Genomic DNA, 21,837 nt, shown 5'->3' with positions numbered 1-21,837 from the left:
TACGTGACGTCAGCGCAACCGGGACCGGCTCGCCCGCCACTCGACCGCGAGCATCGCCTCGTGTGCCTCGGTCGCCGCCACCACGGCCTCGTCGAGCAGCGCCCGCGCCGCACACTCGGCGATCCCGGCCGCCTCGTCGGCCCGGCGCAGCGCCAGGTTGGCCCGGTCGTGGACCCGCCGCGCCCCCAGCTCCCGCATCCGCCACCGTTCGGCGGCCCGCTCGCGATCGGCCAGCACCGGGTCGGCCCCGTCCGCGCCGGACCACACCCGGCGCAGCTCGTCGATCGAGATGTCGCCCCGCCGGTACGCCGACAGCGCCGCCCGGGTGACCGTCCGGTCCCGGCCGCCGGTGACGTCGACCGCCCCCGCCGTCTCCCGCGCCGCCAGCACCTCCTGCCAGGCCAGGTGGTAGCCCTTCGCGGCCCGCTCCTGGGCGGTCCACGCCTCGTCGCGGGCCCGCCGCGCGGCCAGCGCCGCCGAGCGGGCCTCGACCGCGGCCGCACCGGCCCGGCCGGCCCGCTCCTGGGCGGCGACCGCGTGCGCGGCCAGCCCGGTGGCCTCGGCCCGGAGCTGCCCGAGGTCGGGGCGGGGCCCACGCGGACGGTCGAGGATCAACGCGAGGACGACCATGGCCAACAGGACACATCCGCCTACGACCGGCAAAGCCCACATGCCCGTCCCGCCCATGCCCGAGAACTATAGCCGCATATTGATCTGTTTCACATGATCGATTCCAGAAGCGCCATCCGCGGATCGCCTTACTACAGGCGTTAGTAGAGTGTGGCCGTGAACGGCGCTCTCGAAACCCTGACGATCGTGCTCGCCCTCGCGCTGGCGGCGTGGGGGCTGGTCGCGACCGTGCGCGACCGGGCCCCCGACCGGTCCCACCTGATCGGCCTCGCCGTGGTCGAGGTCGCGATCCTCGCCCTCGGCGTCGCGGCCCTGGTGGCGATCGCCGGCGGGGAAAGTCCCGCCGAGCCCGGCACCTTCTGGGGCTACCTCGCCACGATCGTCTGCCTGCCGCCGATCGCCGCCGTGCTCGCCCGGATGGAACCGACCCGGTGGGGCTCCATCATCGTCACCGTCGTCTGCCTGGTCATCCCGGTGCTGGTCGTACGGCTGCAGCAGACCTGGGAGGTGGCCGGTGTCTGAACCGCGTACGGACACCCGGGTGTCGCGGATGCTCAACGGCGGCCCCGGCCGGGTGCTGATCGCCGTCTACCTGCTCTTCGCGATCGCGGCGACCGCCCGCGCCGGCCTGCAGATCGCGACCCGCTTCGGCGAGGCGCCGCTGGCCTACCTGCTGTCGGCGTTCGCCGCGGTGGTCTACATCATCGCCACCTACGGCCTGGCCCGGGCCGGCGAACTCGGCCGGCGGATCGCGCTGGTGTGCTGCACGATCGAACTCGTCGGGGTGCTCGTCGTCGGCACCGCGAGCCTGCTCGTCCCGTCCGCGTTCCCCGACGACACGGTGTGGTCGGGCTTCGGCGAGGGGTACGGCTACATTCCGCTCCTGCTGCCCGTGCTCGGCCTGCTCTGGCTCTGGCGGACCCGGTCCGCCCGGGCCTGAGCCGGATCAGTCGCGCGGGCCGCCAGCGACGTAGATCACCTGCCCGGACACGAACGACGCACCCTCGCTGGCCAGGAAGGCGATGGTGTGCGCGACGTCCTCGGGCCTTCCGACCCGGCGTACCGGGGTCTCGGCCGCGGCCCGCTCCTGCAACTGCGCGAAGTCGACGCCGAGCCGGGCCGCGGTGGCGGCGGTCATCTCGGTGACGATGAAGCCGGGTGCCACCGCGTTGGCGGTGATCCCGAACGGGCCCAGTTCGATCGCCAGCGTCTTGGTGAGGCCCTGCATGCCCGCCTTGGCCGCGGCGTAGTTCGCCTGCCCCCGGTTGCCCAGCGCCGAGGTGCTGGACAGGTTGACGATCCGGCCGTACCGCTGGTCGACCATGTGCTTCTGCACCGCCCGGGTGACCAGGAAGGCCCCCTTGAGGTGTACGCCGAGCACCGTGTCCCAGTCGGCCTCGGTCATCTTGAAGAGCAGGTTGTCGCGCAGCACGCCGGCGTTGTTGACCAGGACGGCGGGCGGGCCCAGTTCGGCCGCGACCCGGTCGACGGCCGCCCGCACCCCGGTCTCGTCGGCCACGTCCGCGCCGACGGCCAGGGCCCGGCCGCCGTCCCGCGTGATCTGCGCGACCGTGTCGGCGCAGGCCGCCTCGTCGAGGTCGAGCACGGCCACCGTGAACCCGTCGACCGCCAGCCGGCGGGCGGTGGCGGCCCCGATGCCGCGAGCGGCGCCGGTGACGAGGGCGACGCGGGACTCCTCGAACATGCTGCGACCTTTCGCCGGTGACGAACCTGGGGGCCGCAGCCTAACCCGATGGCCGTCCGGTCGCCTGCCTACCGGGCCGCGGGATCCGGCCGCACGTGCCGGGTACGCCGCCGCCCCCGTTTCCGCCCGTCCGGAGACCGCGGGTGTGCCGGCGCCCGGCCGGGTGTGACCCCGCGATCATCGGGGTAGAGAACGGGATCAGGCTGATTCCAGGTGAGGGAGCACGCCCATGGCCGTAGCCGCCGAGCCGACCGAGATCGGTGGACTCACCGGCTGGGTCGCGGGTGTCATCGAGGCGATGGGCGAGGTGGGCGTCGGCCTCCTGGTCGCGCTGGAGAACCTGATCCCGCCCATTCCGAGCGAGATCGTGCTGGCGATGGCCGGTTACCTGGCCGGCGAGGGCCGGGTCGACGTCGTCCTGGTGACGATCGCGGCGACCGCCGGCTCGGTGCTCGGCGCGCTGCTGCTCTACTGGCTCGGCGCGGCGGTCGGCGAGGACCGCCTGAAGCGCTGGCTCGACAAGGTGCCGCTGGTGGATCTCGAAGACCTGGAGAAGGCCGACCGCTGGTTCGAGCGGCACGGCCGGTGGGCGGTGCTGTTCGGCCGGATGGTGCCGGTCGTACGCAGCCTGGTGTCGATCCCGGCCGGCGCCGACCGGATGCCGCTGGTGCAGTTCACCGCGTTGACCACGCTGGGCAGCGGGATCTGGAACTCGATCTTCATCGGGCTGGGCTTCGCGCTGGGCTCACGCTGGCAGCAGGTCGACCGCTACTACAACTACTTCGACTACGCGATCATCGGGCTGTTCGTGGTGCTGATCGCCTGGTGGGTGGTGAAGAAGCTCCGCAAGCGGCGGGCGAAGGCCCGCGCCTCCGCCGGATGACGCGGAGCTGACCGCGGCGGTTTGCCGCCCGCCGCGGTCAGCCTTTCAACATCCGGTCAGAATCCCGCGGTGATCGCGGTGAACTCCCAGTTCTGCTGCGCGATGCTGCTGCACTCCGAACTCAGGCCGCCGCCGGGGCACGGCCGGTCCCGGTTGACCGACCAGAACGCCAGCCGGGCCAGGTTCTTCGACTTCGCCCAGTCGCGGATCTGGGTCCACTGCTGTGGCGTGGTGATCTCGTTCTGGTCGGACCGGCCGTTCATCCCGGAGATGCCCATCCGGCCGTACGCCGTCGCGTCGGACCAGCCGAACGCGGTCTTCAGCGTGTTCTTCAGCCCCTCGGCGGCGCTGACCGTCGAGGTGTACATGTTCGCCCCGCCGCCGAAGTTGAACGGCATGATCGTCCAGACGTCGACGTTGGCCTGCAACTCCGCCGCCCGGTTGATCATTCGGGTGCCCCAGTACGTCGGACCGGTGGTCGCCGTACCGATGGTCACGATCGTCTTCAGGTTCGGGTTGTTCTGCTTGAGGATCTTCAGCGCGTTCAGGATCCGGTCCTGCACGACCTCGCTCTCGAACTCGTCGGTGTTCTCCACGTCGAGGTCGATCGCCTTGAGGTTGTGCGCGGTCACCACCTGCTGCAACGCGCCGGCCAGGGCCTGCGGGGTCGAGCAGTTCGGGCCGAGCTTGTTGCCGCTCCAGCCGCCGACCGACGGGATGACGTCGCCGCCGGCCGCCCGGATCTGGGCGATCTGCGCGGCGTCGGTGCCGCCGAGCAGCGGCCGGCTGCCGTCCCAGGCCGGGGTGCAGCCACCACCGGACAGGATGAACGCCTTGGTGAACCAGCGGATGCCGGTCGTCTGCATGATCGTGTTGATCGGCGGGACGCTGCCCCACGAGTAGATGTAGGGCGCCGCCCGCATCGCCCCGGACGGGGGCGGGTTGGTCGGCGGGGGCGTGGTCGGCGGCGGCGTGGTGACCGGGGGCGTGGTCGGGACCGGTCCGCCGCCGCACGAGGTGCCGTTGACGGTGCAGTTGGTCGGGTCGCCGGAGCCGGCGACGATGAACCCGAACGAGGCGGTGGCCCCCGCCCCGAGGGCGCCGTTCCACGACTTGTTCCGGGCGGTCACCCGCTGCCCTGCGGTGGTCAGGTCGGCGTCCCAGAAGGAACTGACCCGCGAGCCGGTCGGCAGGTCGAACGCGACCGTCCAGGAGCTGATCGCCGAGGACGTGTTGTTGGTGACGGTGAACTTGGCCTCGTACCCGCTGCCCCAGCTCGAGGTGCGGACGTAGGTGGCGGTGGCCGCGGCGGCCGAGGGGGCCAGGACCAGGGTGGTCGCCGCGACGGCGGCGGCCAGGCCGGCGGCGATCGCCGCCGTGCGTAGCGGTCTGATCTTCATGCGTACTCCCGTCATGGCAGCGTCGCCAGGTGCGGCTTGACGGTGCGGGCGAAGTTGTTGCCGTTGGAGACGTCCCAGTTGATCGACCAGGTCATCGCGCCCCGGATGCCGGGGTAGGTGCGCGGCGGGCGAAAGCTGCCGCAGTTGGTCGCCCGGGCCAGGCAGTTGAGCGCCTGGTTGACCATCGCGGGGGCGACGATCCCGCCGCCGGCCGCGCCCGGTCCGGCCGGCAGGCCGAGGGCCACCTGGTCGGGCCGCAGACCGGCCTCCAGCTGGATGCAGGCGAGCGCGGTCATGAAGTTCACCGACCCCTGCGAGTACGCCTGCATCTGGTCGCAGCCGAGCATCGAGCCCGAGTTGTAGAACTGCGTGTGCACGACGGTCAGGATGTCCTTGATGTCGAGCGCGAGCTTGAAGTACGACACCGTCGGGTTCTGCATGTCGATGGTCTGCGGCGCCATCGTGATGATCAGGCTGGCCCCGATCCGGCTACGCAGCGCACGCATCGCCTGCGCCATGTAGGTCGGGTTGAGGCCGTTCTCCAGGTCGATGTCGACGCCGTCGAAGCCGTACTCCTGCATGATCGAGTAGAGGCTGTTGGCCAGCGCGGTCGCCGAGGCGGAGTCGTTGACCTGGACCCGGCCGGTCTCGCCGCCGATCGAGATGATGACCTTCTTGCCGCGCTGGTGCAGGGTCGCGACGTCGGCCTTGAACTGGGCGTTGGTGTATCCGCCGAGCGACGCCGACAGGCCGGGGTCGATGCCGAAGGTGACCTGGCCGGGGGTGCTGGTCGCCTCGGCGAACGCGACGGCGATCAGGTCGTACTCGTTCGGTACGTCACGCAGCCGCAGCTCGACTGCGGGGTTGTCGAAGTTGTGCCAGTAGCCGGTGAGGAAGTGCTTGGGCAGGCCGTCGTTGGGGTTCGGCGGCGGGGTGGTCGGTGGCGGCGTCGTCGGCGGTGGGGTGGTGGGCGGTGGCGTGGTCGGCGGCGGGGTGGTGGGTGGCGGCGTGGTGGGCGGGGTGCCGCCGCCGCAGGCCGCGCCGTTCAGGGTGCAGTCCGTCGGCGAACCGGAGCCGGTGCCGATGAAGCCGAACGACACCGACGCGCCCGGCGCGAGGCTGCCGTTCCAGGATTTGTTGCGGAACGTGAACCGCTGGCCCGACCGGGTCATGTCGGCGTCCCAGAACGAACTGACCGACGAACCGGACGGCAGGCTGAACGCCACCGCCCACGACGAAAGCGCCGTCGCGCCACCGTTGGTGACCGTGTACTTCCCCTCCCAGCCGGAGCCCCAGTCCGACGTCTTGACGAACGTCGCGGTGGGCCCCGCCGCCAGCGCCGGGCCGGCGACCCAGACCGCACCCACACCTGCGGCGAGTGCGGACACCACCGCGAGCAACAAGGATCTCGAGCGTCTCATCACCAGTCCTCCCAACCCGGCACGGCATCGGCCGCCGTCGAACAGTTGGCCAATTATTAGGACTGTTAACTGTTAATGTCCAGAGCGCTCCCCGACCCCGTCCCTGAAATTTGCCTGAAGTCCCACCCCAAGATCCCCGTGATCAGGGACCAAATCGTGCGGGTCGTCGGCGCGTCGCCGACCACCGCCCCTGATCACGCGCATGTTGGCGGGCGGGGCCGGCGACTCACCGGCCGGGCACCGGAACGGCCAGTGGAGCCGGTTGCGGCCGGCGCAGCACCGCGTGCTCCAGCGCCGTCCACGCCGTCGTCGCCACCAGGTAGAGCACCGCCGCCAGCGGGACGACCGCCGCGACGATCAGGGTCCCGTACGGCAGCAGCGGCATGATCCGGCCGAGCAGCGCCGCCACATCGGGCTGCGGCTCCCCCGCCCGGCCCGTCGCCTTCGCGGGCGCGGCGGCCCCGGCGCCGGCCGCCGCGGCCAGGGCGGCCGTACGACGCATCCGCCGCGACGACCACCAGGCCAGCACCAGCAGGGCGGCGAAGAGTACGGCGAACAGCGGCCCCGCCGCCCCGCCGAGTCCGTCGGCGACGTGGTGCCCGAGCGGCACCCCGGCGAGCCGTTCGGCGAGCAGCCCGGAATCCGGGTCCGCGGTGGTGAAGAGGCGGTACATGACGAGGAAGAACGGTGCCTGGAGCAGTGCCGGCAGGCAGCCGGCGAGCGGCGAGGCACCCGCCGACCGGTAGAGGCCGACGACTTCGGCCTGCATCCTGGCCGGGTCGTCGGCGTACTTGCGCTGGATCTCCCGCAGTTGCGGGGCGAGCGCGGTACGGCTCCGCTCGCCGCGTACCTGCGCCCAGCTCAGCGGCGAGATCAGCAGTCGTACGGCGAAGGTGAACAGGACGATGGCGGCGGCGGTCGCGGCGCCGCCGGCGAGCGGGGCGACGAGGTCGGCCAGGGCGGTGACGGCGGTCGACGCGGCGGTGACCGCGGCGTCGAGGGGCGCGAAGGCGAGCATGGGTGATCCCTCTGGGTTCGATTCCGTGTCCGGGCGGCACGCGGCGGCCCGGCTTGACAGTCCGATGTGGACGGTTTAGGTGCGGTGGAATCGACCGCGCAGCGGTGGAGGAAAAGTGGTGCTACACGGCCGGGACGGGATGGACCCGGCCCGGTGCGGGTGCTCGCGGCCGTGGCCGGCCGGCGGCGTCGGGATCGAGCAGGCGGGGCAGAGATCGACGACGGGCCCGCTCGCGCAGCGTGGCGCCGGTGCGGGTGCTCTCATCCGCGCCCCGGGGGCCGGCGACCACCAGGTGGACCGCGACGGCGACCGCGAGCAGCGCCGCGACGACGACGGTCGCCCCGGCCAGCAACTCGGCGGGGTGTGCGGAGTGGGCGGCGAACTGGGCCAGGGCGAAGGCCCACAGGCCCATCAGGCTCATCAGCATCCCCGGCACGCAGCCCAGCTTACGGCTCCGCCGCCAATTCCGACACCGCCCCGCGTCGACGGACGCGGGCGGGCCGGACCGACGCACGGCCGAGCGGACGCCGGGCCGGACCGACGCGCGGCCGAACGGACACGGCCGAACCGGACCGACGCGGGGCAGGATGAGAAGGGATGCGTTTTCCCGGCCGGCGACGGTGGGTAGTCAGGACGGCAGGCGCGGGCATCCGCCCGGGCACGGGGTGAAGAACGGCGGTGGCGGCGATGGCCGGTGGGGTGGCCGAGCAGGTGAGACCCGCGACGGCGGGCACGTCGGAGTTACTGACCGTGGGGGTCGAGGAGGAATTCCTTCTCGTCGACGCCGCGACCGGGATCGCCGCGCCGGCGGTCGACGCGGTCCTGGCGAACGTACCGCCCGAGCTGCGCGGTCAGGTGCAGCTCGAGTTCCAGACCAGCCAGATCGAGATCGGCAGTCCGCCGGGGCTCTGCCTCGACGCGCTGCGGCACTCGCTCGGGCTGCTGCGTACCGGCGTCTCCGACGCCGCCGAACAGGCCGGCGTACGACTGCTCGCGGTCGGCACCGGCCCGGTCGACGGCCCGGTGCCGCCGCTGGTCGACAATCCGCGGTTCCACCGGATGATCGAGCGGTACGGGATGCTGGTGCCCGGGCCCGGCCTCAACGGGATGCACGTCCACGTCGGCGTACCCGACCCGGAAACCGGTGTCCGGGTGCTCGACCACCTGCGCCCGTGGCTGCCGGTCCTGCACGCCGCGACGGCCAACTCGCCGTTCTACGCCGGCCGCGACACCGGCTACGCGAGCTGGCGCTCGATGCTGTGGAACCGCTGGCCGTCGGTCGGCCCGATGCCCTGGCTCGACTCGCACGAACACTACGAGCGGCTGCTGCGGGAGCTGATCGAGTCCGGGGTGATCCTCGACGAGGGGATGCTCTACTGGTATTCGCGGCTGTCCGACCGCTATCCGACCGTCGAGATCCGCATCGGCGACGTCTGCGCCAGCCTCGACGACACGATCCTGGTCGCCGCCCTCGTACGCGGTCTGGTCGGCGCCGCCCTCGACGACATCGCCGCCGGCCGGCCGGCACCCCGGATCGACCACCACCTGCTGGTGTCGGCGCACTGGCGGGCGGCACACGACGGGCTGGAGGGGCTGGCCGTCGACCTGCTCGGCGGCGGCCTGCGGCCGGCCTGGGAACTGCTGCTCCGGCTCGTCGACCGGGTCGGCCCGCAACTGGCCCGGCACGGCGACCTCGACACCGTCACCCCGCTGCTGGAGAAGCTGCGCCGTCAGGGCTCCGGGGCGGCCCGCCAGCGCGCCGTGCACGACCGTACGGGTGATCTGGGCAGCGTGGTCGACCACCTGGCCACGGCGACGAGGAGCTGAGTTGACCCGGCTGGTTGTCGTCGGCGCCGACGCGGCGGGCATGTCGGCCGCGTCCCAGGCCCGCCGCGGGCTGGGTCCGGACGAGCTGGAGATCGTCGCCTTCGAACGGGGCCACTTCACGTCGTACTCGGCGTGCGGGATCCCGTACTGGATCGGGGGCCTGGTCGACAGCCGCGACGACCTGGTCGCGCGGGCGCCGGAGGTGTTCCGCGACAAGTACCGGATCGACGTCCGGCTCCGGCACGAGGTCACCGCCATCGATCTGGACCGCCGGGTGGTGGTGGCCCGCGACCTCGACGGCGGGGGCGAGGTCCACGAGCACTTCGACCAGCTGGTGTACGCCGCCGGCGCGGTGCCGGTCGACCCGCCGTGGGCGCGGACGGCGGCGGCCGGGGTGTTCGGGGTGCAGACCCTCGACGACGGCTCGGCGCTGCGGGCCTGGCTCGACGGCGACCCGAGGCCGCGTACGGCGGTCGTGGTCGGCGGCGGCTACATCGGCGTGGAGATGGCCGAGGCGCTGATCCGGCGCGGGCTGTCGGTGACGCTGGTCGAGCGGGGTCCGCAGCCGATGTCGACCGTCGACCCCGACATGGCGGCCCTGGTCCGCGACGCGCTGGTCGGGATCGGGATCGACGTACGCAGCGGGGTCGCCGTCACCGGGCTCACCGAGCGCGCCGGCCGGGTGGCGGCGGTGGTCACCGACGCCGGCGAGTTGCCGGCCGACGTGGTCGTGCTCGGCCTGGGCGTACGCCCCAACACCGCGCTCGCGCGGCGGGCCGGCCTGCCGGTCGGGACGACCGGCGGAATCCAGGTCGACCTGCGGATGCGGGTGATGGGGGTGGACGGGGTGTGGGCGGCCGGCGACTGCGTGCAGACCGTGCACCGGCTCACCGGGCAGGCGGTGCACCTGCCGCTCGGCACCCACGCGAACAAGCAGGGCCGGGTGGCCGGCATCAACATCGGCGGCGGCTACGCGACGTTCCCCGGCGTCATCGGTACGTCGGTCACCAAGGTGTGCGAGCTGGAGGTGGCGCGTACGGGGCTGCGGGAACAGGACGCGTCGGCGGCCGGCTACGAGTTCGTCACCGTGAAGGTCGAGTCGACGAACCGGGCCGGATACTTCCCCGGCGCCGACCCGATGACGGTCAAGCTGCTCGCCGAGCGGCGCAGCGGGCTGCTGCTCGGCGCCCAGATCGTCGGCCGGTCCGAGGCGGCGAAGCGGATCGACCCGCTGGCCGTCGCGCTGTGGAACCAGATGACGGTGGAGGAGATGACCGGCCTCGACCTGGGGTATGCCCCGCCGTACGCACCGGTCTGGGATCCGGTGCTGATCGCCGCCCGGCGGGCGGTCGAGGCGCTGGCCGGCGGCTGAGCGTCAGCCGGCCGGTTGGCAGGTCGGGCACCAGTAGGAGTTGCGGCCGCCCAGCGTGCCGCGCCGGACCTCGGTCCCGCAGACGTGACAGGGCAGGTCGGCCCGGCGGTAGACGTAGACCTCGCCGCCGTGCCGGTCGACCCGGGGCGCCCGCCCCATCGCCTCCGGCAGGTGCTCGGGCCGGACGGTGTCGATGACGCCCGTCCCGGCCGCCGTGGCCATCAGCTCGCGCAGGTCGGTCCAGATCTTCTCCCAGGCGGCCGGGGTCAGCCGGTGGCCGGGGGTGGTCGGCGCGATCCCGGCCCGGAAGAGCACCTCGGTCACGAAGATCAGACCGGTGCCGGCCACCACCGACTGGTCCAGCAGGAGAGCGGCCAGCGCGGTCGAGCCGCGCCGGATGCGCGCGTACGCGGGGCCCGGGTCGGCGTCGTCACGCAGCGGGTCGGCACCGAGGCGGTCCCGCAACGTCTGGGTCTCGGGCGGGCCGAGCACCTCGCAGGCGGTCGGGCCGCGCAGGTCGAGCCAGTACGCGTCGGAGGCGACCCGCATCCGTACCTCGCCGACCGGCGGTGGCGGCTCCCCCGCGCCGTCGGTGAACTTGCCGTACAGCCCGAGGTGGACGTGCAGGACGAGGTCGTTCTCGTAGTGGTGCAGCAGGTGCTTGCCGTACGCCTCGGTGTCGCGCAGGACCGTGCCGGACAGCAGCGCGGCGCCGGTCTCGAACCGGCCCTGCGGGCTGGCGACGGTGACCTTGTCACCGGCGAATAGCTCGCGGTGGCGGCGGGCGAGGCGGTGGATGGTGTGACCTTCAGGCACAGCGAAACCCTATCCCCGCGGCCCGGGCATGGTTCGTCGGCCATCGGGGTACTCCGATGGTGTTCCCCGCGTAGGCGCCATCACCGAGGCACCACGCACTGACCAGGAGGTGTGCTGTGGTAAGGATTCCTTCGTTCGCGCGCCGGGAGGAGACGGCGCCGACGCGGGACGACGAGCGTCCCGCCGGCTCGGAAGCGCCGACCCCGACCGCCACCATGGCCCGGCCCGCTCCCGCCGATGCCGCCCCGGCCGCCGGCCGCCCGGGTGACGAGGCGACGACCTACCGCAGCCGGTCGGCGACCGGGGCCGCCCCGACGAGGACGCGGACCGAGATCCGCAAGCCGGAGCCGGTGCTGCCGCCGGCACCTGACCGCAGGTCAGACCGGGACGAAATGGCACCTACCGACCGGATCGTCACCGAGGACCTGAGCGCCGACCGCCGGGACATGGGCGGTGCCGGTGCGGCGGTCGTCGACCGTACGCCGGAGACCGAGGAGGAGCGGCCGGTCGCGCCGACCGGCCCGCGTCCCCGGACCAGCCTGCTGGCCACGATCAGCCTGATCCTCGGTGTCGCCGGCATCCTCTTCGTGCTCACCGGCGCGCTGGCCGGCTACGGCATCGGGATCGGCGCGGTCGGCGCCCTGCTCGGGGTGGCGGGCATCTCGGCCACCGCCCGGCGCCACATCTCGGGCAAGACGGAGGCCCTGCTGGGCCTGGTGCTGGGGCTCGCGGCGGTCGTCATCGGCATCCTGGCGATGACCGGCCAGTTCGCCTGGCCGACCACGGACGGTGACACCGTCGTGCGGTTCCGAGAGTGGCTTGACACACAGTTTATCGAGCGCTTCTGACGGGTATCCGAGCTGGCACGGAAGCGGTGGTTCACCGGTTCCGCAGTCTCGCCCGAAGTGGTTCACCTCTGGCAGAGCACCTATTGAGGGGCGGCGGTTCGCCGCCCCTCAACGCTGTCCGGGGTCGCTCGCGGGACGACACAACGATTCGATGGTCGCTGCCCCGATCCACGCAACGATCTGCGACAGAACGCAACCCTGAACGGTAGATGCCGCCGAAGCCGGCCGCATAGCGTTGGCGGCAAGCGCCAGCCCAGTGGCCGAACCCGGCCGGGCGCGCCGATCACGGGAGCAGGACAGATGTCGTTGGACGCCACCAGCCGGCGCTACCTGATGTGCCGGCCGACGTACTTCGCCGTGGAATACAAGATCAATCCGTGGATGGACCCCACCGCGCCGACCGACGCCGACCTGGCGATCGCGCAGTGGAGCACGCTGCGGCAGGTCTACCTGGACCTCGGCCACACCGTCGAGGAGATCCCGGCCGTGCCGGGCCTGCCCGACATGGTCTTCGCGGCCAACGGTGCCACCGTCGTCGACGGGCAGGCCCTCGCCGTGCAGTTCCGCGACCCGCAGCGCGCCGACGAGGCACCCGCGTACGCCTCCTGGCTGTCGCGGGCCGGGTTCGAGGTGCACGAGGCCAAGCACGTCAACGAGGGCGAGGGCGATCTGCTGCTCGTCGGTAACCTGCTGCTCGCCGGCACCGGCTTCCGCACCACGCACGCCGCGCACGCCCGGGCGCAGGAACTCTTCGGGCGACCGACGGTGACCCTGCAACTGGTCGACCCGCGCTACTACCACCTCGACACCGCGCTCTTCGTGCTCGACGAGCACAACGTGGCCTACCTGCCCGAGGCGTTCTCGCCGGGCAGCCAAGCGGTGCTGCGCCGGCTCTTTCCGGACGCGGTGGTCGCCACGCCCGAGGACGCCGCGGTGTTCGGGCTGAACTCGGTCAGCGACGGCCGCAACGTGGTCCTGCCGGTGCAGGCGACCGGACTGGCCGCCGCGCTGCGTGAGCGGGGCTACCACACCATCGGCGTCGACATGTCCGAACTGCGTAAGGCCGGCGGCGGCCCGAAGTGCTGCACCCTCGAACTGCGGGAGGCGAACCGGTGATCGTCGAACGGATGCGTACCCCGGCGGCGGTCGGCGACGCCGAGCGCTGGACCGCGCACAACTACCACCCGCTGCCGGTCGTCGTCGCCGAAGCGGAGGGCGCCTGGGTGACCGACGTCGACGGGCGGCGTTACCTGGACTGCCTGGCCGGCTACTCGGCGCTCAACTTCGGCCACCGGCACCCGACCCTGATCGCCGCCGCGCACGCCCAGCTCGACCGGCTCACGCTGACCAGCCGGGCGTTCGTCCACGACCAGTTCGCGACCTTCTGCCGCGAGCTGGCCGAACTGTGCGGCAAGGACCTGGTGCTGCCGATGAACACCGGCGCCGAGGCGGTCGAGACCGCGATCAAGGTCGCCCGCAAGTGGGGCTACCAGGTCAAGGGCGTGCCGGACGGGCAGGCGACGATCATCGTGGCCGACGGCAACTTCCACGGCCGCACCACCACGATCGTCAGCTTCTCCACCGATTCGGACGCCCGCGACGACTTCGGGCCGTACACCCCCGGGTTCAGGATCGTCCCGTACGGCGACCTCGCCGCGCTCGCCGACGCGATCGACGACACCACGGTCGCCGTACTGATCGAGCCGATCCAGGGCGAGCAGGGCGTGGTCGTCCCGCCGGCGGGCTACCTGCCCGGCGTACGCGACCTGTGCACGCAACGCGACGTGCTCTTCATCGCCGACGAGATCCAGTCCGGTCTGGGCCGGACCGGTGAGACGTTCGCCTGCGACCACGAAGGGGTCCGGCCGGACATGTACGTGCTCGGCAAGGCGCTCGGCGGCGGCATCGTGCCCGTCTCCGCGGTCGCCGCCGACCGGAACGTGCTCGGCGTGCTCCGTCCCGGCCAGCACGGCTCGACGTTCGGCGGCAACCCGCTCGCCTGCGCGGTCGCCACCGAGGTCGTACGGCTGCTGCGCACCGGCGAGTTCCAGCGCCGCTCGACCGAGCTCGGCGTACGGCTGCACACCGGCCTGCGCTCGCTGGTCGGCGAGGGCCTGGTCGCCGTACGCGGCCGGGGGCTGTGGGCCGGCGTCGACATCGACCCGGCGCTGATGACCGGCCGGCAGGCGTGCGAACGACTGGCCGAGCGGGGCGTGCTCGCCAAGGACACCCACGGCTCGACGATCCGGCTCGCCCCGCCGCTGGTCGTCGAGGCGGCCGAGATCGACCACGCGATCGCCCAGCTCGCCGCCGTACTGCACTGATCCGGGACCGCCCGGCCCGCGGTTCGCGGGCCGGGCGGTCCGCCTCTCCTCAGCCGACCGCCCCGTGCCCCGGTCGACCGCCGGTCCGGCCGACGGCGGGCCGGACGGCCGGCGGCTCAGCGGTCGGCGATCCGGATCGCCATCGTCGGTGCCTCGGCCATCACCGACGTCGGGTTGGCCACCCCGCCGGTCTGCCACAGCCGGGACCGGCCGATCTGCACCCCCGCGTAGAGTTCGACCACGTCCGTCGGGCCGAGCGGGCGGGCCTGCCGCTTGAGCGTCTCCCGCTGGTCGTCGTCGGTCGAGCCGCCCGGCCGCACCCCGGTCCCGTTGGTGCTGACGTCGTGCGCGACCAGCTCGCTGCCCTGCAACTCGAAGCGGACGTGGCTGCGGCTGATCCAGCGCCGGGCCTCGTCGGTCAGCCACTGGCCGAGAATGATCCCGCCACCCTCCGGAGCCCGGCCGACCACGACCGGGTCGTCGGCGGCGACCACGAACCGCCGCCGGACCATCCCGTCGATGCGTACCGACAACAGCTCCGCCCGGGGCCGGTGCCCCGCGTCGGTGAGCCGCTCGTCGTGCCGGGGACAGGTCGGCATGCCGGTCCGCAACGTCGGCGGCGGCTGCCCGCCGGGCCGGCCGACCCGCATCGAGCCGAAGCTGGAGCACTCCGGGTCGGGGCAGCGCCACATCCGGCCGAGCAACTGCACACCGACCGGCGACGGTGCCGCCGAGGTGGGTTCGTGCCCGCCGCCGACCTGGGCGACCAGCGCCGGGCCGCCGGCCGCGGGCACCGGCGCGAGCAGCCGGCCCGGCTGGTCGGCCAGCCACGGGTAGCGGCCGACGGCGTTGTCGAAGCGGGACCGGCTCAGCACCGGCAGCCCGAGCAGGTCGGCGACCTCCAGCACCCGCTCACCGGGATTGGGCAGGACCTCGACGACGCCGTCGTCGGCCCAGCGGCGGACCACCATCCGCTCGTTGGAGGTCAGGTCGGCGTCCGACAGCAGCGCCCGGTGCACCACGACGTAGACCGGGACGTTCTCCTCGGCGAGCTGCCGGCCGAGCGCGTCGACCACCATGCCGAGCCGCAGCAGGGTGGCCGGCCGGCCGCCGTCGAAGTCGACGTAGCGCACCACCTCGGCCAGGTCGAGCACGGCCCGGGCCAGCTTCGGGTCGGTGGTCAGGCGGCCCTCGATCGCGTCGAGGACCTTGCTGATCTCGAACCTCATGTCGCCGCTCCGATGATCTCGTCGATTCGCCGGGCCAGCTCGATGTCACGCTCCGTCACGCCACCCTCGGAGTGGGTGGCGCACCGGAAGGTCAGCGTGCGCCACCTGATGTCGATGTCGGGATGGTGGTCGAGTTCCTCGGCGACCACGGCGATCCGGTCGACCACCGCGATCGCCTCGACGAAACCGGGCAGCTCCGCCGTGCGGGTGATCGCCGTGGAGTCGCCGGCCCAGTCGCCTTCGAGCCCCGCCAGCTCGCCACGCAACGCGTCCGTGTCCAGCACCTTTGCCATGCGCAGACTGTACCGCCGGCGGTCTCGTCCGCCTGCCGCGCGCCCGCCACCGCCGGCTCTCCGCGATCCGGGCGGCGCGCACCCCACCGACATGCGGTGATCGATGTTTACCGTTCCGCGCGAACGGTTACCCCTGTGCCAATGAGGCAGATTCCACGCATGGCGACCACGGGGCTCGGCCTCGTCACCGTACTCACGCTCGGCGTGGCCGGCTGCGCCGCGCCCGCCGACCAGAACGGCACCGGGGCGTCCCCGGCACCGACCGGATCCGCGACCTCCGCCCCCTCGGCCGACCCGGCCGCGGTCGAGGCGCTGAGCACCGCGGCGAAGCGACTCAACGACGACAGCCTCCGGGTCACCATGGAGGCGACCGGCCTGAGCAGCCGGGGCCAGCTCGACCCGCAGGGTGACCGGGGCACGATGACGATGGCGCTGGACACCGGCCAGGGCCAGGCGGTGCAGATCGAGGTCGTGGCGGTCGACAAGACCGTCTACCTCAAGGTCCCCGGGCTGCCCGACGTCGGCGACAAATGGGTACGCGTCGACGTCGCCCGGCTCGCCGGCACCGATTTCGACATCCTGCCCGAGGGCGACCCGGCCGGCGCCGACCGGATGATCAAGTCGGTGGTCGAGGCGCGGCGCGACGGCCCGACCAACTTCTCCGGCACCCTCGACCTGAGCCAGACGCCGGCCGGCAGCTTCGGGATCCAGCAGGCGCTGGGCGACAACGCGAAGGCGCTGCCGTTCACCGCGACGACCGACGCGCAGGGCCGGCTCACCGGGCTCGACATCGACCTCACATCGGTCGAGCCGACGCTCGACACGCTCAAGATGACGTACTCCGACTTCGGTGCCCCGGTCCACGTCACCGCACCGCCGGCGGGCCAGACCGTGGAGGCACCCGACTCGCTGATGCAGTTCCTCGGCCGCTGAGCGAAGGCAAAAGAATGGGCGACGCCGGTCGGCGTCGCCCATTTTCGCGTACGGCGTCAGCGGCGCTCGGCCCGCAGGAGCGCACCGGCCTCGTGCAGGTGCGCCAGCCCCTGCCGGTAGGAGTCGACCAGGCTGGTCTCCTCGTACGGGATGCCGTTCTCGGCGCAGTAGGCGGCGACGATCGGCTGCGCCCGGCGCAGGTTCGACCTCGGCATGCTCGGGAAGAGGTGGTGCTCGATCTGGTAGTTCAGGCCGCCGAGCGCGAAGTCGACGAAGACGCCGCCGCGTACGTTGCGGGAGGTGAGCACCTGCTTGCGCAGGAAGTCGAGGTCGTCCTCGTCGGTCGGCATCAGCATGCCCTTGTGGTTCGGGGCGAACGAGCAGCCCATGTAGACCCCGAAGAGGCCCTGGTGGATGACGATGAACGCGATCGCCTTGAGCGGCGACAGCACGGCGAAGACCGCGGCGAAGTAGCCGACGGTGTGCACGGCCAGCAGCAGCAGCTCGGTGCGCCGGTGCCGGATCGGGGTGCTGCCCAGCAGCGCCTTCACGCTCGCGACGTGCAGGGCCAGCCCTTCGAGGGTGAGCAGCGGGAAGAAGAGGTACGCCTGCCGCTCGACGATCCACCGGCCGAACCCGCTGGTCTGCGCCGCCTGCTCCTGGGTCCACACCAGCACGCCGGCCTCGACGTCCGGGTCGTGCTCCTCGTGGTTGGGGTTGGCGTGGTGCCGGTTGTGCTTGTCGATCCACCAGCCGTAGCTGAGCCCGACCGCGAGGTTGCCGGCGATCAGACCGGAGATCTCGCTGATCCGGCGCTTGCGGAACATCTGCCGGTGCCCGGCGTCGTGGCCGAGGAAGGCGACCTGCGTGGTGGCGAAGGCGAGGAACACCGCGACGAGCAGTTGCAGCCAGCTGTCACCGACGAGGAAGAAGGCGGCCCAGCCGCCCAGGAAGAGCCCCACGGTCAGCGCGATCTTCGCGGCGTACCAGCCCGGCCGGCGACGCATCAGCCCGGCCTCGTTGATCCGGCGGGAAAGCCGCGCGAAGTCACTTCCCCGTTGCAGCGTGCGTTCCGCCACCGCGCCGACAGTCATGGATCTCCCTGTTCACTCAGTCGCCGCTCCGTGGTCGAGCCGCGCGCTGCCGTCCAGCATCCTTTTAGTCCGGCTTTTCGGTAATCCTGGCCACCCCCGTATGGGGGGTAGGGCTAACCCCACCCCCCATACGTCCCCTCCTACCGGGTCAGGTCATCCGGCCGACGGCGGCGCGCAGCCGGGCCAGGTCACGCCGCCGGCGCTCGTACGTCACGGCCAGGGCGATCAACGCGAGACCGCCGATCGCGAGGAAGATCCACCGGGGCAGCAGGTCCCAGACGGCGACCAGCTCGTGCAGGGCCAGCAGGACGACGGTGGCCCCGCCGAGCACCACCGGCGCCTGCCGGCGGGCCGCACCACCGGCGAGGACGACCAGCACCGCGCCGGTGCCCAGCAGCAGCCGGCGCATCGGCTGGTCGTCACCGACCAGCACCGAGGCCAGGCTCGGCAGCAGGCCGGCGGCCAGCCCCGGACCGTACGCGGACCAGCTCCCCAGCCCGGACCGGGCGGCCAGCCAGCCGGCGAGGAGGGCGAGGGCCGCTGCCGGCAGACTGTACGCCTCCAGGACCGCCACCCGGTCGGCGACCAGCAGCAGCCACCAGGCGACCAGCTCACTGCCGAGAGCCGCCCAGACCAGCACCCGGCGGCGGTGCAGGAACGCCGCGCCCGGCACCGGTCCGGCCCACAGCGCCCGGACCCCGACGGCGACGCCCCACAGCGTGAACACCGCGGCGACGTACCGGATCCCGCCGAGACTGAGCAGCAGCGCGACCAGGGCCCCGGCGTGGGCGAGCGCCTCGACGGCCACCGACTCGGCGGGCCGCCGGATCCGCAGCACGGTGCCGGTGGCCAGCGCCACCGCCGCGCCGCCGAGGACCGCCAGCGCGACCAGCCGCAGCGGCAGGTCGGCCGCGAGCGCCACGGTCGCCGCCAGCGTCAACCCGGCCACGACCGCCACCAGCCAGCCGGCGATCCGGCCGCCCCGGCCCCGGCCGGCGACGCCGACCGTGGCGGCGCCGGCGACGACCAGGCCGAGGGCGGCGATCGTCGATGCCTCGGTCGGCAGCGCACCGGCCAGGCCGGCCCCGGTCAGGGCGACCCCCACCGGTACGGCGACCAGGACCGCCCCGGTCCGCACCGGCACCAGGGCGGCGGTGAGCAGGTACGCCAGCCCGGCGGCCAGCGACACCGCCGGTACGACCGGCCACGGTGTGCCGGCGACGGTCAGCGCGACCAGGACGGCGGCCACGCCGACCGGCAGCGCCGCGGTGGTGGCGAGCCGGACCCGCACCTGCCACCACCCGATCCCCCGGCCGGCGGTGGCCGGCTCGACAGCGGCCGGCTTGCCGATGGCCGGTCCGGCGGTGGCCGGTCCGGCGGTGGCCGGTCCGGCGGTGGCCGGTCCGGCGGTGGCCGGTCCGGCGGTGGCCGGTCCGGCGGTGGCCGGGCGGAGCAGATGGGCGGCGAGCCAGATCGCGACCGTGAGCACGCCGAGCGCCAGGGCGGGCGCGGCGGAGTCGAGCCCGGACTCGACCAACCACCGCCGCGACGGGGTCGGCACTCCGCCGCTCGGCCGGCCCGACCAGATCGCTCCGAGCCACGCGTACGGCGCCAGCAGCACCCCGACGACCGCCGGCACGACGGTGACAACGGCGATCGCCAGCAGTGGCAGGGTCGCCGCGGCGGCGAGGATCCGCCCCGGCGTCCAGGCGACCAGCAGCGCGGTGGTGACGAGCAGCAGGATGCCGACGGCGGCGTACACCGCCGGTGGCTCGTCGTACGGCCCGCCGCCGGCCGCCGTGGCGGTGGCGACCACGGCGACCGCGACCGCCGCGGTGGCGTACGGCAGCAGTGCCGGCCGCAGCCGCCGGACCAGGACCGGCACCGGCAGCAGCAGCGCGACGGCGAGCAGCGCGGCCCTCGCCTGCCACCAGCCGGCGATCGTGGCGGCGGCCAGCCCGGCGACGACCAGCGCCGGCCAGGTGACCAGTGCGGCGGCGAAGGCGAGCCCGCCGATCGGCCGCCGGTGGGCGGGGCGCCCGGGCAGGCCGGTGACGTTCGCGCCGCCGGCCGGCCCGGCCACGGCGCCGGGGTGCGGGCCGGCGGCGTCGGCACCGTCCGCGGCGCCCGGTCCGGCGGGCCGGCCGCCGCCGGGTCCGGCGGCCAGCCGGTCGGCGACGGCGGCCACCGCGAGCCCGAGCAGCAGTACGACGGCCAGCGTGCCGGTCGCCGTTGACGGCCGGGCGAGACCGACCCCGACCGCGTGGAGCGTCAGGACGGCGCCGGTGCCGGCCCGGACCACGCCCCCGACGACGGCCCGGTGCCACAGCGCGGCGAACAGCAGCGCCGCCATCGCGGCGAGGTCCACCGCCGCGACCGGCCAGCCGGCCATCGGCACGGCGGCCGGCAGGGCGAGCACCGCCAGGCCCGCGCCGACGGCGGCGGTGGCGTCGCGGCCGGCCCGCGGCAGCAGCACCCCGAGCGCGCCGGTCACCACCAGCACCGCCACCGGCACCTGCCAGTCGAACGGGACCCTGGTGTCGTCGCCCGGCAGCGCGGTGGCCATCGTGGCCACCGCGACGACAGCGGTCGCGATCACGGTGACCAGCGCGGTGACCCCGGTGACGAGCAGCGCGCCGACCCGGTGGCCGGTACGCACGGCGGCGGGCAGCGGCCGGGCGGTCACCGTGACGACGGCGGCCAGCCCGAGCGCGACCACGGCGGCGGCCACCAGCAGCAGCGACGGGCGTACCTCGGCGACCGGGCGCAGGGCCGCGACCGCGAGCACGACCACCAGGACGGCGCCGGCCAGTCCACGAAGGACCGCGCTGCCGGCCACGGCACCGGCGGCGACCAGCAGCAGGGCCGTGGCCACGAGCGGCAGCCCGACGACGGCGACCGGTCCGGCCACGTCGGCGACGACCAGCGCGATCAGGGAGCTGATCGTCGCGGCGGCCAGCATGACGGCGTACCCGACCCAGCCGACGACCCGGAACGCGACCCGTCGGCCGCCGCCCGGCGCGGCATTGGCCGGCACCGGACCGGCGCCGGGCACGACGGCGTGGCGGGCCAGCCGGAGGACGAGCAGGTTGCCGGCGGCGACCGCCGCGTAGACCAGTGCCCACCCGAGTGGGTCCGGCCGGTGGTCGTACGCCAGCAGCGGCAGGACCGGCTGGGCGACCAGCAGTGCGACGTAGCGTGGCGCCCACAGCCGGGTCAGCGCGGCGTAGCCGGCGGCGACCAGGGCGGTGACCGCGCAGACCAGCCCGGTGTACCGGGTACCCGCCGATCCGGCGAGGCCGAAGAGGTCGACGTACCAGGCGGCGTACCCGTCGAGCAGGACCAGGAGCAGGCCGATGGTGGCGAACGTCTCGGCGGTGGCGGTGAGACCGCGCCACCTGGCCAGCGGGGGTACGGCGAGCGCGAGCCCGGTGACGACGGCCAGGATCGCGGCCCGGCCGGCGACGCCGTAGGTGGCCCAGGCGACGGAGGTGAAGACGATCGCGGCGGTGCCGAAGAGCAGGCCGCCGAGGATGAACAGGATGTTCTGCACCGTCCGGGTGGAGGCTTCCGGCCGGGCCGGCACGGCCGGGCCGCCCGGCACGCCGTACCCGGGGGCGGCCGGCCACCCCGCCGCTCCCCCGGCCGCGCCGTGGCCCACCGGCCCGGTAGGGGCGTCCGGTGTGCCTATCCCGGCCGGGACCGGCGCCCCCGGACGCGGCGCGACGGTGCCCGGCGGCAGTACGGGTGCCGGCCGGGTCGCCGGGCGGGCGGCGAGGGTCGCGGCGCGTACCCGGGCGGCGAGGGCCTGGCGCCGCTGCTGGGCGTCGCGCAGCGCGGCGGCCAGCGACAGGTGGTGCTGGCGGGCCTGTTCGACCTGGGGTGCGAGCACGCGGATCTGGTAGTCGAGCCGGATCACCTCGGCGGCGACGGGGTCGGGCGCCCGGCCGCACCGGCGGCAGCCGACCGCCAGGTTGGCGGTGCCGCCGCAGGCCGGGCAGGGGTAGACGGGCGCGGGTTCGGTCACAGTCGCATGATTTCCGT

At 73.7% G+C, this 21,837-nt stretch carries 20 protein-coding genes; 9 read left to right on the top strand and 11 right to left on the bottom strand.

Annotation, left to right across the window (positions count from 1 at the left end; translation table 11 throughout):
- Positions 1 to 9: 9 nt before the first annotated feature.
- Positions 10 to 630, bottom strand: coding sequence for a hypothetical protein (locus AB0M79_RS26220; RefSeq protein WP_364218300.1), 621 nt, complete (start codon positions 628 to 630; stop codon positions 10 to 12).
- A gap of 150 nt (positions 631 to 780) precedes the next feature.
- Between AB0M79_RS26220 and AB0M79_RS26215 the strand changes: the two genes are divergently transcribed.
- Together AB0M79_RS26215 and AB0M79_RS26210 are read left to right on the top strand one after the other, a co-directional pair.
- Positions 781 to 1,152, top strand: a complete 372-nt coding sequence (locus AB0M79_RS26215; protein ID WP_357533122.1) for a hypothetical protein — start codon at positions 781 to 783, stop codon at positions 1,150 to 1,152.
- Between the two features lie 28 nt (positions 1,153 to 1,180).
- Positions 1,181 to 1,570: a hypothetical protein gene (locus AB0M79_RS26210; RefSeq protein WP_364218427.1), complete on the top strand. Its 390-nt coding sequence runs from the start codon at positions 1,181 to 1,183 to the stop codon at positions 1,568 to 1,570.
- Positions 1,571 to 1,576: 6 nt separating this feature from the next.
- Here the strand turns inward: AB0M79_RS26210 and fabG are convergent, their stop codons facing one another.
- Positions 1,577 to 2,335, bottom strand: coding sequence for a 3-oxoacyl-ACP reductase FabG (gene fabG, locus AB0M79_RS26205; RefSeq protein ID WP_364218298.1), 759 nt, complete (start codon positions 2,333 to 2,335; stop codon positions 1,577 to 1,579).
- Positions 2,336 to 2,564: 229 nt separating this feature from the next.
- Here fabG and AB0M79_RS26200 point away from each other — a divergent pair, with 229 nt between their 5' ends.
- The gene (locus AB0M79_RS26200; RefSeq protein WP_364218296.1) at positions 2,565 to 3,218 is read left to right on the top strand and encodes a DedA family protein; all 654 of its coding nucleotides are present in this window, start codon (positions 2,565 to 2,567) and stop codon (positions 3,216 to 3,218) included.
- 56 nt (positions 3,219 to 3,274) lie between these two features.
- On the opposite strand, the gene AB0M79_RS26195 is transcribed toward AB0M79_RS26200, so the two are convergent.
- The 4 genes from AB0M79_RS26195 to AB0M79_RS26180 all read right to left on the bottom strand — a co-directional run bounded on the left by AB0M79_RS26195 (position 3,275) and on the right by AB0M79_RS26180 (position 7,484).
- Complete coding sequence (locus tag AB0M79_RS26195) at positions 3,275 to 4,618, bottom strand: cellulose binding domain-containing protein (RefSeq protein WP_357533129.1); 1,344 nt, start codon at positions 4,616 to 4,618, stop codon at positions 3,275 to 3,277.
- Between the two features lie 11 nt (positions 4,619 to 4,629).
- Positions 4,630 to 6,039, bottom strand: coding sequence for a cellulose binding domain-containing protein (locus AB0M79_RS26190; protein WP_364218293.1), 1,410 nt, complete (start codon positions 6,037 to 6,039; stop codon positions 4,630 to 4,632).
- 226 nt (positions 6,040 to 6,265) lie between these two features.
- Entirely contained in the window at positions 6,266 to 7,057 is a 792-nt protein-coding gene (locus tag AB0M79_RS26185) for a membrane protein insertase YidC (protein ID WP_364218291.1), read from the bottom strand.
- Between the two features lie 121 nt (positions 7,058 to 7,178).
- On the bottom strand, positions 7,179 to 7,484 hold the full coding sequence (locus tag AB0M79_RS26180; RefSeq protein ID WP_364218425.1) for a DUF6412 domain-containing protein: 306 nt from the start codon (positions 7,482 to 7,484) through the stop codon (positions 7,179 to 7,181).
- Between the two features lie 260 nt (positions 7,485 to 7,744).
- Between AB0M79_RS26180 and AB0M79_RS26175 the strand changes: the two genes are divergently transcribed.
- Both AB0M79_RS26175 and AB0M79_RS26170 read left to right on the top strand, forming a co-directional pair.
- Complete coding sequence (locus AB0M79_RS26175) at positions 7,745 to 8,884, top strand: glutamate--cysteine ligase (protein ID WP_364218289.1); 1,140 nt, start codon at positions 7,745 to 7,747, stop codon at positions 8,882 to 8,884.
- A 1-nt stretch (position 8,885) separates the two neighbouring features.
- Positions 8,886 to 10,256, top strand: coding sequence for an FAD-dependent oxidoreductase (locus tag AB0M79_RS26170; RefSeq protein ID WP_364218287.1), 1,371 nt, complete (start codon positions 8,886 to 8,888; stop codon positions 10,254 to 10,256).
- A 3-nt stretch (positions 10,257 to 10,259) separates the two neighbouring features.
- On the opposite strand, the gene AB0M79_RS26165 is transcribed toward AB0M79_RS26170, so the two are convergent.
- Positions 10,260 to 11,072 (bottom strand): DNA-formamidopyrimidine glycosylase family protein, encoded by an 813-nt coding sequence (locus AB0M79_RS26165; RefSeq protein ID WP_364218285.1) that lies wholly within the window; start codon positions 11,070 to 11,072, stop codon positions 10,260 to 10,262.
- Between the two features lie 116 nt (positions 11,073 to 11,188).
- On the opposite strand from AB0M79_RS26165, the gene AB0M79_RS26160 reads away from it, so the two are divergent.
- From AB0M79_RS26160 to rocD, 3 genes are all read left to right on the top strand, one after another.
- Positions 11,189 to 11,920 (top strand): thrombospondin, encoded by a 732-nt coding sequence (locus AB0M79_RS26160; protein ID WP_364218283.1) that lies wholly within the window; start codon positions 11,189 to 11,191, stop codon positions 11,918 to 11,920.
- Between the two features lie 300 nt (positions 11,921 to 12,220).
- Positions 12,221 to 13,036: a dimethylargininase gene (ddaH, locus tag AB0M79_RS26155; RefSeq protein WP_364218282.1), complete on the top strand. Its 816-nt coding sequence runs from the start codon at positions 12,221 to 12,223 to the stop codon at positions 13,034 to 13,036.
- Complete coding sequence (gene rocD, locus AB0M79_RS26150) at positions 13,033 to 14,244, top strand: ornithine--oxo-acid transaminase (RefSeq protein WP_364218281.1); 1,212 nt, start codon at positions 13,033 to 13,035, stop codon at positions 14,242 to 14,244. Before ddaH ends, rocD begins: the two co-directional genes overlap by 4 nt.
- A 116-nt stretch (positions 14,245 to 14,360) precedes the next feature.
- On the opposite strand, the gene AB0M79_RS26145 is transcribed toward rocD, so the two are convergent.
- Positions 14,361 to 15,473 carry an FHA domain-containing protein gene (locus AB0M79_RS26145; protein WP_364218279.1) on the bottom strand — a complete coding sequence of 371 codons (1,113 nt, stop codon included), beginning with the start codon at positions 15,471 to 15,473 and terminating at the stop codon, positions 14,361 to 14,363.
- Positions 15,470 to 15,766: a 4a-hydroxytetrahydrobiopterin dehydratase gene (locus tag AB0M79_RS26140; protein WP_364218277.1), complete on the bottom strand. Its 297-nt coding sequence runs from the start codon at positions 15,764 to 15,766 to the stop codon at positions 15,470 to 15,472. Before AB0M79_RS26140 ends, AB0M79_RS26145 begins: the two co-directional genes overlap by 4 nt.
- A gap of 159 nt (positions 15,767 to 15,925) precedes the next feature.
- On the opposite strand from AB0M79_RS26140, the gene AB0M79_RS26135 reads away from it, so the two are divergent.
- Positions 15,926 to 16,699, top strand: coding sequence for a hypothetical protein (locus tag AB0M79_RS26135; protein WP_364218275.1), 774 nt, complete (start codon positions 15,926 to 15,928; stop codon positions 16,697 to 16,699).
- 56 nt (positions 16,700 to 16,755) lie between these two features.
- Here AB0M79_RS26135 and AB0M79_RS26130 read toward each other — a convergent pair whose 3' ends face one another.
- Positions 16,756 to 17,793: an acyl-CoA desaturase gene (locus AB0M79_RS26130; protein WP_364218273.1), complete on the bottom strand. Its 1,038-nt coding sequence runs from the start codon at positions 17,791 to 17,793 to the stop codon at positions 16,756 to 16,758.
- Between the two features lie 148 nt (positions 17,794 to 17,941).
- Positions 17,942 to 21,820, bottom strand: a complete 3,879-nt coding sequence (locus AB0M79_RS26125; protein ID WP_364218271.1) for a hypothetical protein — start codon at positions 21,818 to 21,820, stop codon at positions 17,942 to 17,944.
- Between the last annotated feature and the right edge of the window lie 17 nt (positions 21,821 to 21,837).

The sequence above is a fragment of the Polymorphospora sp. NPDC051019 genome (genome assembly GCF_040683055.1).
GTDB classification, from domain to species: domain Bacteria; phylum Actinomycetota; class Actinomycetes; order Mycobacteriales; family Micromonosporaceae; genus Polymorphospora; species Polymorphospora lycopeni.
Note: the sequence above shows the minus strand (reverse complement) of the source record. Positions and strands in the feature narration are given on the sequence as shown.